This window comes from Bartonella sp. AP58NXGY (genome assembly GCF_042195785.1).
Lineage (GTDB): Bacteria > Pseudomonadota > Alphaproteobacteria > Rhizobiales > Rhizobiaceae > Bartonella.
Window position 1 is genome coordinate 1 of sequence record NZ_JBHIOY010000002.1, and the last position, 11,834, is coordinate 11,834.

Genomic DNA, 11,834 nt, shown 5'->3' on the forward strand with positions numbered 1-11,834 from the left:
AGTTTTTGTTATTTTGTCAATTTCAGTGAAAAGTTGCGTGAACAGTGTGAAGTTCATGGCATTCCTCTTTAATGAATCTCATTTCTTATATGATTTTCTAAGTATTTTTTGTTGAAAATTTTTTTAGAATGGTCTTAAATTTTATAAGGCCCTTTCAGTCTATGAGAGAGAGGTAAATATATGCATTAACTTTTGCTTTTTACGAGCAGAAAGGAAAATAATATACAAAATGTTGGTAATAAAACGCTTTACCTAATAAATCTTATGGTAGGCATTTTTGTATTTTTACTATTCAAAATTTTTACATTGTGTTTGTATTTTTGCTGTTTGATAAGTGATTGTTCAGAGTTGCGTAAATGTGTGACCATATATAATTTTGTTGTTTCGTTTTGAATCATCGCTAACGTTCCAATAATGTGTGATTGTAATTCAGCAATACCTTTTAAGTCTTTTGTTTTTTCGATTTCGTTTAATAGTTTTTCAATTTGTGTAAAACGATTTTTTGTTTCTTGAAAAGTTTGCAAACTTACAGCTTTATCCATGAGAGATGCATATTCAATACGTTTAGCGATAGCATCGCGAGATTCTTGGAGAGAGGTAAGAATTTCTTCTTCTTTTAAGATATTTGCAAGTGATGCGGATATAGTTGAATAAGTATTTTTATTGTAGAGTGTTTCTGGATCTTTTAGAAAAAAGCTGGTATTATCCGTTTGCTCCGTTTTGAGTTTTTTTATGCCAAATTGTCGATTTTCTGTTATTGATTGGTGTGTTTTTCTTGCTTGCTCAAGCTGTTGTTTTATCAGTTGTATAATTTCTATATAATGCTGAGGCATAGAAGGCTTTTTAGATGAAGGCTTTTTAGTTTCTTTTCTTGAACTTCCCCAAGACAAAGAATTCGAAATTTTTTCTGCCAAAGTTGCTGTTCCAAGGCCAAAACTCCAAGCCATCGCCAAGCTTGGTGTTCCTAACATTATTGCTACTGCTATTGAAATGACTTGTTTCTTCATGTTTCCCTCCTGTCATTTTTTACGCGCTGTAAGAAAATTGGTAACCATATTGCTGGATCATCACCAACTTCCGTTATAATGCTTTCGACCAACTCTGCGTTATCAGGCGTACCTGATAACACCAAGAGTTCGTCACTAAAGTCATGTTCGATGGTTTTTCCATAGCTTGTTACATGGAATTTACCGAGATCTAGCTCTGCAAGTGCGGATTGGTCTCCCTGCTTAATGAGGAATTGGCGACTAAATTCACCAAGCCCTTTAACGAGTTCAAACTCAGTATCTGTTAATTTAAAGCCTTTTGTGTAATCTTCATAATTTGCTTTGGGATTGGCTAGAAAAATGTAAGTTGCACATTGTTGAATGAGTGTTTTGGCAATATTACTTTCTAAAGCATCGCTAGGCTCTTGTGTTGCGTAAACAAAAATACCATTTTGCTTACGGATAGTCTTTTGTTTATTTTTTGCCAAATCTTCAAAGTATGGGTCTTGCAACGGCTTCCAAAATTCATCAAAGATATACATAAACCGTTGTCCGGTAATCATGCCTTCTGTACGATAAAGTAAATACATCATCACTGGAGTACGAGTCTCTAGATTATCTAAGAATTCCGTGATATCAAAGCCGTAAATTTGATGTGTTGAAAGATCAAGAGCATCATGAGGATTATCAAACAACCATCCATAATCACCACCTTCACACCATTTTAGTAAGCGAGCGTGAACAGATGGGTGTGCGTTATAATCACTCAAATGTGGATTTGGTAAAAATTGCACCAGAAAAGACAAACGACGCAGCGATTGGTCAATGTTACTACTCATAACAGACATAACGGCTTTGTTAATTTCTTCCTCATCGTGATGTGTGATTTCGCCACCAGCTTCTGCTAATTTTTTAACAAATTGTTTTAAGAAAATCAGATTCTCTTGTGTGGGAGGAAGTTGAAATGGATTAAAGCCACTTGGTTTACCTGGCTTGAATGTCAGATATTTTCCATTCATCGCTCGAATGGCAATTTCCATACCACGATCTTTATCGAAAACAACAGTTGTTGGTTTAAATTTTTGCGCTTGTGCTAATAAAAAGCCGAGCAGCACAGTCTTACCAGATCCAGATTGTCCGATAAGTGCGGTGTTACCGAGTAATCGTTTATCGGTTGAATCCTCTTCAAGTCTGGAGGCATGAAAATTGAAATAAAGCGGCGTTTTACTGGTCGTTTTAAGAATTGTGACGGCTGGTCCCCACGGGTTACCTGTGGGTTTTCCTGACATAAAATTATGAAAAGATGAAAATGATAAAAAGTTCAGTGATGTAATTGGAGCAGGACGGGGTCTCCATTTCCAATTGCCAGGAAGTTGTGCCCAATAGCCAGCCTCTATCGCTAAATCTACAGGTTTAGGTAATACCGCAACGTCTAAGAGTGCTGCACTTGCTTTGGCCATATGGTCACGAACTTGTTGAATTGTATCACCATATATGGTTAATGTACAGTGATGCTCCCCCATAACAAAATGCCCACTGACAAGCTGATTGAGTGCTTCGTCAATTTGTTCAATTTGGCTCGTTGCTACATCTCGTGCATCAATAAGATTACGCTGATGTCGTTGTAAATAATCTTTAGCAGCATGTCGGGAGAGCACCGAAAAACTCTGCGTCAATACGAACTCGAAATCACTTTCCAGCAAAATATTCAGTTGTCCTGGTCTGGTTGTTGCGTCGTATTCCTTAATTTCCAGCATTCCAAATCGACGCATTCCACTGATTGTTCGCAGTTCACCAAGAGCACCCCATTTTGAGAAAAAAGGTCGATTGATGGACATATAGTCAGAAAAATGGTCATGGCAAATTGGCATAGGGCGATATTCGCCATTGACAAGCATTCCGAGGAATTCAAGTGCAGAAGAATAAGCATGGCCATTTTTTTCATAAGTACCAAGAAGTTCTGCACCATAATGCTTTAATGATTGGCCTAAAGTACGATTAATGTCATTGAGTTCTTTGATACATAAGTCTTGTCGCATCTTTTTTTGATCAAGCGTTTCGCGCTCATGTTGAGAAAAGAACGACATAATTTTATCTGCTATTGGTTGGAAAACGATAGTCAGATACAGATCGTTAACCATCAGATTATAACCAGTAAAGCTTTGTCGATATTTTTCATCAAGCTGATAGCAAAACATTTGATCAAATGTTGAATCAGGATACTCATAAACACGACGGCGTACAATATGCGTCCAAAATGATAAATTAGCCGATGCAATACCCCGTAGAGTATTATTAAATTCTTTTGTCCATTGAAAAATATCTTCTTCTGAAGCACTTTGATGCGAGCGTCCGTCAATTTTCCAAATTGACAAATATTCCGCATTCTTCGTAGAGATAATTGTATCTGTAATATGATGTGAATAGGGAAGGAACAGGCTTACAGGTGTCTCTGATGCGAGACGTTTGCTGCTTTCAACAGCTGTCATGCTTATCTCCTTTTACTATAATTAGAGGGACTATAACTCGATGCGCCCCAAAAGCTTTTATTGCGATTGCGAAACTTGGTATCGATCCATAACCACCAGATACGGAATGCTTTGTCATCGTTTTTTGTAATTTGCGCCATAACGAACCATAATGGCGGCGCTATAATCCACAAAAAGATATTTATTGTCATAGCAATAACAGCGACCCCCATAATCATAACAATAAGTGGCATCATGGGGACGCCCCACATTGTTGGAACACGTGTCGCTCCCTTGAATAATGGGAATGATTTTTGTTCTTGTGATTTCATGGAATGTCCTTGTTACTGGATGTTAAATAATATGTGGCTAATATAGAAGGCTGCACCAGCAATAATGACACTAAATGCCCACCGTATGAATGTAGATCTTGCAATGATGCGAAGTATATAAACAAGCAAAAGAAATAAAAGAATGATGGCAGCGGCAATAGGAATAACCATACTTAACCCATATTGCACCCCTATAAAAACATCTAAACTTCTTGTTTCCGTTTGAGCATATGCAGATTGAGTTATTAAGAACACAATTAAAGCGATAACAATAATACTAATATTGTTGCACGTTTTTGCTTGAAGAATATTTGATTGCTTCATATCTTTTACTCCTATTTAAACTGAGAGTGTTATGAATAACATTTCCTTTTTTGCAATATGTTGATATTATTGTCGGTGCAAAGTTACACTCGATAGATATGCTTAAAACATTCCGTATTTTATTAATTATGGTTGATTTCAATTAGGTTTGAATAACATTGCAACAAGTTGGGTTGCTGAACCAGCAATGATAATGCCGATTGCCCACCGTATAAATGTATCTTTTTCGATGTAACGTCCTGCATAGCCAATTGCTAAGCACAAAAGGATGACGGCAGCAGCAACAGGAATAATGTTGTCAATAAGATCTGTTTTGAGATTTGTTAAAGCATCTTTAGCATTTTTTAGTTGTGCATATGCAGGACGTGTTATAAAAAACGCGGCTATAGCTGCAAAAATTGCAGTAATCCTGTTGTTGTTCTTTGATTGTATATCAATTGATTTTTTCATATTTTACTTTCATTAAGATTGTAAATAACATTTCATATACCTTGAATATAAATGAAATTGCCATTGGTTTATTTATAATTGATAGAAAAATCTTACCTTAAAACAATGTTTGGTATTATATATTGTCGTGGTTAAGTTTAACCGCCAGCACCTTTGAATAGCATTGTAACAAGTTGGGTTGCCGAGCCAGCGATGATAACGCCAATTGCCCACCGTATAAATGTATCCTTTTCGATGTAGCGTCCCGCATAACCAATTGCTAGACATAAAAGTATAACGGCAGCGGCGAGAGGGATAATGTGGGTCGTAAGGTCTGTTTGGAGACTAGTTAAAGCATCTTTAGCATGCTTTAAGTCTGCATATACAGGATGTGTTATAAAAAAGGCATTTACAGCTGCAAAAATTGCAATGATTTTATTATTATTTTTTGATTGGAAACTAATTAATTTTTTCATATTTTACTCTTATTAAGATTCTAAACAACATTTCATATATATTAATACAAATAGAATCACTTTTGGCTTATTTTATAATTGATAGACAACTTATATAATAAACATTATGTATTATACTTGATACATAATGTTATTTTTATTTACCTGTAAACAACAATGTAGCAAGCTGAGTTGCTGAGCCAGCGATAACGACACCTATTGCCCACCGCACGAACGTATCTTTTTCGATGTAGCGCCCTGCATAACCGATTGCTAGGCATAAAAGTATAACAGCTGCAGCAACAGGAATAATGTTTTTAATAAGATCTTCCTGTAAAGCCTTTAGAGCATTCTCTGCGTTTTTTAACTTCTGCACTTGAGCGTACGCAGAATCACCCATAAAAAATACAGTCATGATTGCAGAAATTGCGATAATTTTATTATTATTATCTTTTAATTGGAAATTGATTAATTTTCTCATATTGCTTAGCCTATCATATTGTATTTGGTATAAATAATCTTTTACGAAATAAGAAATAATTTCATTGACGTGCAACGAAAGTATTGAAATCTAAAAGCTTTTTTCATTAACATTTCATATTTTCAAAGATTTATCAGCTATTTAAACAATAAAGCGACAAGCTCACTTGCTGAGCCAGCGATAATGACACCGATTGCCCACCGTACAAATGTATCTTTTTCGATATAACGCCCTGCATAACCAATTGCTAAGCCCAAAAGTATAACAGCAGCAGCGATTGGAATAATTCCAATCAATTCTGTCTTGAATTTATCTAAAGCACTTTTTGCATTGTCTAACTTTTGTGCTTGAGCACACACGGGATGTGCTAGAAAAAAAGCAGTCATTATTGTCGTAATTGAGATACTTTTATTAACTGCTCTTTGAAAGATATTTGATTGTTTCATATTTTTTTTACCCCAATTTAGATTACAGTTGATATGAATGCTTTATTTTTCTGATATGGCTTTTATTGATATAGATAAAATCTTTAAAATTCAGGTTTCTCTTTGAATAAAAAGATGTTTTATGGTTTTATGAATAACATATTCGCAAGCTCAGCTGCTGAACCTGCGATGATGACACCGATTGCCCATCGTACAAATGTGTCTTTTTCGATGTAGCGTCCCGCATAACCAATTGCTAGGCATAAAAGTATAACGGCAGCTGCGATAGGGATAATCGTTGTTAATTCTTTTTTAAATTCGCCTAAAGCTTTTTTTGCATTTTCTAAACCTTGTGCTTGCGCCCATGCTGGATGTGCCATAAAAAATACAGTTAAAGCTGCATAGATCTGAGTTGTTTTATTACGAACTATTGTTTGAAGAATATTTAATTGTTTCATGTTTTTCATCCTGATTAAGATTAAAACTCCCATAAATAACCCCTCTTTCATAAAGAAATTTAAAGAGATATTTTGGATCTGCCCAAGTCCTTAGTTTTCCTCTTTGTGTAAGAAGCGTATATTTATTTGGTTTTCCGGTGATTGGATCATCGGCAACAAACGTAAAATACCACTCCCTTTCCGAGCGCATCACAATTGTAATTTCTCGTGCTGCTTTCTGATTAAATGCTATATCAACGCTGTTCTGTTCTATCATTTTCATTTTTTTTGCCCTCAATTAGAAGAGATTTTATCTAATCTTACTAATTAGAGCTTTAATATTTCTTTATCTACTTTTCATTGTAATATCCTATCAAAATTTTAGTTTTAATTTGTGATAACATCAATCATCACTCTAGTTTTTTCTTAATGAAGAAGAATTCTCCGTTGCAAAAGCATCATGAGCGCTACTTGCTTTATGTGCAAATACATCTTCTAGTTCTTCTTTGGAAAGAGCTTCTGTCTTCGTTGTTTGTCTTTGTTCTCTTTCGTGAATTTCTATAGATTCTTGTGACGTTTGATCATCTACAAGATGAGAAGTTTTTACTTCAAAAAATGAAGAAATCTTCTGCATATAAAGGTTATTTAAATTTCCTATATTGTAGAAATTTAGCGCGGACTGTAATGTATCCTCTTTAGAGTTATATACAAATGCTGTTGGTTCATAGTGGTAGGTTAAAGCGGTTTGTTTAGCTTTAGGATTTCTGCAAAAACCAAATGTGTCAAAAAGAAAAAATGATTTCACATCTCCGACGCCACTTTGTTCCAAGTTTACGTCAAAATTATGTTTACTTTGTTTAAACTGCTGATTTGTTGCGCTTCCTTTTCTAAATGAAAATGATTGACGGAATAATTTATTATTATCTGTTATATAAATATTATCCTGTTCTCTTTGTTCGATGAGAGCTGAAAATACTGGGCAGGGGGGGGTATTGGATATATATGCAGCAGCAAACATTGTGAAATCTGAGACAATCATCAGCAATACACCTTATTATGAAAAATTTTATGGATACAAATGCCAATTCTGTGTGGTGCTTTTTGTTTCCGTCTTTTGATTTTATAAATTTGCAGAATGGGATTGTTTAGCTCAGAATATTCTTTGTGATTATTGAACTGTTCTTTTCTAAGGAGATGTTTAATATATGCCAATATCCAACCATTGAGGTCAATGTGAGGGATAAAATAGGACACATTACGCCAACCAATATTATTGGACTTACGGAAAAAAGTGATGCTTTTAAGCAAGAATGATCGCTGAGATTTTAATGAAGGGACTTGTTTTATACAACTTTTTAGTTGCAAAAATCTTTTCAAAAAACATTTATACGAAGTAAAAAGCCATTGTACTTGAGGGGGTCTCTTATTCTCATAATAAATTACACTACCATTATAGGAAGAGGGCTTGTTCTTTGTCGCATATTGCCATAGTTTATAGAATGGCGATTTATATTTACCTTTGACTACTGACTCATGAGAGTCAGAGAGGTGTGATGGTGTTTGTGCACTGTACTTACCAGTTCTCATGATTGAACTGAAAAAATATACAGTGCTGGTAATTGATATACCAATAAACAGCTTTTTGTAGTTCAAAGCACATCTCCGTCAAAGTGATATATTTATCGTAATTTTAATTTCGATAACAAATAGACAAAAATCGTCTATAATTATGTTTAAAATATGGCAAAGAGTAGTTCTTTTTTGCAAGGGGAGTAATTAAGGTGAATGATCTCAAAAATATGAATTTTGATGAACTACAAGAGATGCGTACACAAATCGATGTGGAATTGAAAAAACGGCAAGCAAAGGAAAAGCAAAATGCGCGACGAAAAATTCTTGAAATTGCTAATGCCCATGGAATTGATATCGCTGATCTTGTAAATAAAGAGCGTCATTATCGAAATCCTAATAACCAATGGGAATTATGGAATGGGCGGGGACGTAGACCTAAGTGGATTAAAGAGTGGTTGGAAAATGGGTATACACTTGATGAACTAGAAGTAACATAACACATGTGCAATATTACAAGATAAGGGAATACTAAAAAATATGAATGCAAGAAGTATGCTCTTTTTGATCATTTGATATACAAAGATAATAAACGGATGTAGAGTATTGAGTGATCGAATAAAACGATAGGGAGCATGAACCAATGTATTTAAATGAAAAAGGTATTGTTGTAATAAATTGGCATCATCATTAAGTTTGCCAGCTTAAAATGCTGTAATTTTACTCTTAACATTTAATGGAATCACGTCCCTCATATAAAATAGAACGCTATTGTGCTGCACATGTGCGTGCTTTTTTAAGAGATATGTCTTAAAGCTCGTTACACCCATTTCATGTTGGAGCTCGTGCGGGATATAACGATAAAGCGCTACCAGGAAGGATATAAAGTTTAATAGAGCATTCTCATCTTTACACTTAATAAAAGAAAAAGCTGGCAGCATCTATACTGCGTCAGCTCTTGGATATTGTGACATTTTTTGGTGTTGTGAGAATTCTGTGTGCGAGAGCCCTTAGCACTTGGGAGTGTGAGGCTTTTTACGCTTTTTTTTTTCGTGTTTTCACTCCCACGTTATTCCTGCTTATGACGTGTTAGAGTATGATTTTGGTTACTTCAATATATCGAGATTTGAAATGAGAGGGGTTAACAATATTCGGGGTTTCTTATTCAAGTTGAAAACGATAAATGATCCTTATAAATCAATGCATTGATTTTAAGAGGAGCATTTTACCTCCTTTTTTATAGTTTTACTGACGTTGCTTTTTTTAGTCTGTGCACATAAATGGGTTTTATTGATTCCTTACAAAAAGGATTGAAATGAGAAAATTGATTGCGTCAGGATTCTAATCCAATACGTAAAATGATAATTTTATCAATCAATATGTTGTTAAATTAATATCCTTATATTTTTGAAATAGGTTTTGTAGAACAAGAGTTTTATGTTTTTCATAGATTTTGTTTAGTCTTTTTTGTAAGACTATATATGTGAGACATTCACTTTATTTATTATTCGTATAGTAGATGTGAGTAAGTGTGTTGAAAATGGAAATTTTCTATGGCTAGTATGGGTTTTAATAGAATTTTATGACATATTTCTAAGTGTTTGTGATTAAAATTCATTGATATGCATGTATGTATCAGGAATAAAGAGTGCATTGAAAATGAAAAGATTGAGCATTTTTTATTTCTATCCGTTTTCTTTTATGGTGCAAAAATAGGGGTAATATGCAAGTTTACAATTATATGTGATGGTATAGAGTGCGGAACACTTTGTTGTATATCAGAGTTTTTGAAATTGTGGCATTTCCATATAAATTGAAGGATTTGTCGTAAAATAGAGCGCAACGGGATGCATTTGTGTTGCCAATTTACATGCTTTTTAAAAGAAACCTTTTCAATGTAACTAAGCTCATTTTATGACACTGCTCGTGAATAATATAACGTATAAGTTCTCCTATGATCATATAAAATCTATTGTGCACCACCATCTTTATTTTAGTAATAGGATGTAAGGTGGTACCGTTACGCACTTTGCCAATTTCTATGTTGCGGATAGCTTTTGCACTTGAGAGTGTTCATGAGAGGCTTTTTATTGCTTTCTTTAAATTGTTTTATCTATACGCCAATTCCGCTTGTGATGTGCAAAAGATATAATTTTGATTATTTCAATATATACAGATTTGAAATTAAGAGTATTTTACAAACTTCAGAGTTCTCATTCAATATGAGAACAATGAGTTATTATTATAAATAAAACTGTTATGTGCTAAAAAGCTTTGTTTATTTTGTTATGCTGTGAAAGAGCGTCCTTTGAGGTGTGGTGATACAACCTCCTTGAAATATTAAATGTTTTTTTCAGTGTGTTATGAATATTCTTAAAGGATGACTTGTTTATCGAGTCTTAATGTTTAAGTAAAATGCGTGAGAAAGAGGTCAAGGGAAACCTACTCGATAAAAATCCGGACTGTAAACAGATCAAGTCGAGAGGGATTTTTTTCTTCTTTGAGGTGTGTGAGGAAGTCAAAGGATGTAAAAAATGAAATGGTATGGATTTTTTCTTAAAGTGGAAAGCCGTGTAGGAGACGTGGGGCATTGGAGGTGAGTCCGGAAGCTTCTTGAATGAAATATTTTTTTATTTTTGGCGCTTGGTTGACAATTCCAAGACCGGTATCGCGCAGCATCCGTAAGAGAAGGTTATCGTTGGAGAAGAGTTTATTAAGCCAGTCATTGCTTAAAGCCATACGGACAATTTCAAAACGTCTCCAGCTTTGATAGCGCTCTAAAGCAGTGAGGGAGCCAATGTCAAGACCTAAACGTGCTGTTTCAATAATGACTTCAGCCAGTGCAGCGCTATCGCGTAATCCTAAATTTAGTCCTTGTCCTGCAATGGGGTGGATGGTATGGGCTGCATCACCAGCGAGGGCAAAACGTGGCTTAATACATTGACGTGTTAAAGAAAGGCTCAAAGCAAAAGCTTGACGTTCGCCATTCCAAGATAGTTTTCCTAATCGATGGCCGATGCGTCTTTCAAGTTCTGTTTCAAAAATAAGTGCATCCGCTTTGAGATAATATTGCGCAGTTTTATGGTCTTCATTCCACACAATAGCGGACCGGTTGCCTTTGAGAGGGAGAAGAGCGAAAGGGCCAGCAGGTAAAAAATGTTGAATTGCTTGACCATAATGGGGTTTTTCATGTTCAATTGTGCAGATAATTGCTGTTTGTTTGTAGGGATGAGAAAAGTTTTTAAGACCTGCTTTTTTGCGTAATTTCGAATGGGCTCCGTCAGCTGCAATAAGCAATTTTGTTTGCCAAACCTCTTCATTATTTAAAGTGACGGTTGTATGTTGATCTTCTTGATGAAAATCAATGACACGTGTGTTTGTAATAACAGGGATATTGAGATCTTTGACACGTTTTTTTAAAGTGTTGATGAGTTCTCTATGTTCTACCATAGCAGCAAAGGGTTCATTGGGGGTGATATCGCCTTCAAAGGTTAAAAGAGTGGGTTTGACAGGGTCATTTGTCCCTGTATCTGTGATGATCACTGAACGAATGGGTTGCGCATAGGGCTCTATAGGTTCCCAACATTGTAATTGTTTTAACATACGAATAGAAGCAGCAGTAAGGGCAATGGTTCGTATGTTAGAAGCAGGGGTATCTCCTTGTGGAGCAGCATCAACGATTTTTATTTTCAGATTAGGGGCTGTTTGCTTGAGTGCTATTGCTAGTGTTAAGCCGACAGCTGCTCCTCCCGCAATGAGGAGATCACATTGTTTGGTTTTATGGGATTTTATTTTTTTATTGGGTTGTACGTCTTTATTGCGATTAGAACACACAATACTTCTTCTTCCATTGTTTATAGTTTGCTTTCTTTTAAAAAGAATATCTTTTTACATTGCCTAAAATATCTTAACTTTTATTTTTCTTTCT

At 35.0% G+C, this 11,834-nt stretch carries 13 protein-coding genes; 1 reads left to right on the top strand and 12 read right to left on the bottom strand.

All coding sequences use genetic code 11. The features are described from left to right. Nucleotides 1–248 precede the first annotated feature (248 nt). The 11 genes from ACFINC_RS01255 to ACFINC_RS01305 all read right to left on the bottom strand — a co-directional run bounded on the left by ACFINC_RS01255 (nt 249) and on the right by ACFINC_RS01305 (nt 7,376). Nucleotides 249–1,007, bottom strand: a complete 759-nt coding sequence (locus tag ACFINC_RS01255; protein ID WP_375615760.1) for a type IV secretion system protein — start codon at nt 1,005–1,007, stop codon at nt 249–251. Continuing rightward, nucleotides 1,004–3,475, bottom strand: a complete 2,472-nt coding sequence (locus tag ACFINC_RS01260; RefSeq protein ID WP_375615761.1) for a VirB4 family type IV secretion/conjugal transfer ATPase — start codon at nt 3,473–3,475, stop codon at nt 1,004–1,006. The genes ACFINC_RS01255 and ACFINC_RS01260 overlap by 4 nt, the downstream gene beginning before the upstream one ends. A gap of 2 nt (nt 3,476–3,477) precedes the next feature. Beyond that, complete coding sequence (locus tag ACFINC_RS01265; RefSeq protein WP_375615762.1) at nt 3,478–3,786, bottom strand: type IV secretion system protein VirB3; 309 nt, start codon at nt 3,784–3,786, stop codon at nt 3,478–3,480. A gap of 12 nt (nt 3,787–3,798) precedes the next feature. After that, the gene (locus ACFINC_RS01270) at nt 3,799–4,110 is read right to left on the bottom strand and encodes a conjugal transfer protein (RefSeq protein WP_375615763.1); all 312 of its coding nucleotides are present in this window, start codon (nt 4,108–4,110) and stop codon (nt 3,799–3,801) included. Nucleotides 4,111–4,248: 138 nt separating this feature from the next. Continuing rightward, nucleotides 4,249–4,560, bottom strand: a complete 312-nt coding sequence (gene trwL, locus ACFINC_RS01275; protein WP_375615764.1) for a VirB2 family type IV secretion system major pilin TrwL — start codon at nt 4,558–4,560, stop codon at nt 4,249–4,251. 137 nt (nt 4,561–4,697) lie between these two features. Continuing rightward, nucleotides 4,698–5,015, bottom strand: coding sequence for a VirB2 family type IV secretion system major pilin TrwL (gene trwL / locus ACFINC_RS01280; protein ID WP_375615765.1), 318 nt, complete (start codon nt 5,013–5,015; stop codon nt 4,698–4,700). A gap of 136 nt (nt 5,016–5,151) precedes the next feature. Then, entirely contained in the window at nt 5,152–5,475 is a 324-nt protein-coding gene (trwL, locus tag ACFINC_RS01285) for a VirB2 family type IV secretion system major pilin TrwL (protein ID WP_375615766.1), read from the bottom strand. Between the two features lie 137 nt (nt 5,476–5,612). Continuing rightward, nucleotides 5,613–5,921 carry a VirB2 family type IV secretion system major pilin TrwL gene (trwL, locus tag ACFINC_RS01290; protein WP_375615767.1) on the bottom strand — a complete coding sequence of 103 codons (309 nt, stop codon included), beginning with the start codon at nt 5,919–5,921 and terminating at the stop codon, nt 5,613–5,615. A 119-nt stretch (nt 5,922–6,040) separates the two neighbouring features. After that, nucleotides 6,041–6,358, bottom strand: coding sequence for a VirB2 family type IV secretion system major pilin TrwL (gene trwL, locus ACFINC_RS01295; RefSeq protein WP_375615768.1), 318 nt, complete (start codon nt 6,356–6,358; stop codon nt 6,041–6,043). Continuing rightward, complete coding sequence (korA, locus tag ACFINC_RS01300; RefSeq protein WP_375615769.1) at nt 6,321–6,620, bottom strand: KorA family transcriptional regulator; 300 nt, start codon at nt 6,618–6,620, stop codon at nt 6,321–6,323. Before korA ends, trwL (ACFINC_RS01295) begins: the two co-directional genes overlap by 38 nt. A gap of 132 nt (nt 6,621–6,752) precedes the next feature. After that, nucleotides 6,753–7,376 carry a hypothetical protein gene (locus ACFINC_RS01305; RefSeq protein WP_375615770.1) on the bottom strand — a complete coding sequence of 208 codons (624 nt, stop codon included), beginning with the start codon at nt 7,374–7,376 and terminating at the stop codon, nt 6,753–6,755. Between the two features lie 742 nt (nt 7,377–8,118). Here ACFINC_RS01305 and ACFINC_RS01310 point away from each other — a divergent pair. After that, a complete protein-coding gene (locus ACFINC_RS01310; protein ID WP_375608594.1) occupies nt 8,119–8,406 on the top strand; it encodes an H-NS family nucleoid-associated regulatory protein in 288 nt (95 codons plus the stop codon). A gap of 2,056 nt (nt 8,407–10,462) precedes the next feature. Here the strand turns inward: ACFINC_RS01310 and ACFINC_RS01315 are convergent. Then, nucleotides 10,463–11,740 carry a ubiquinone biosynthesis hydroxylase gene (locus tag ACFINC_RS01315; protein ID WP_375615771.1) on the bottom strand — a complete coding sequence of 426 codons (1,278 nt, stop codon included), beginning with the start codon at nt 11,738–11,740 and terminating at the stop codon, nt 10,463–10,465. Nucleotides 11,741–11,834: the final 94 nt, after the last annotated feature.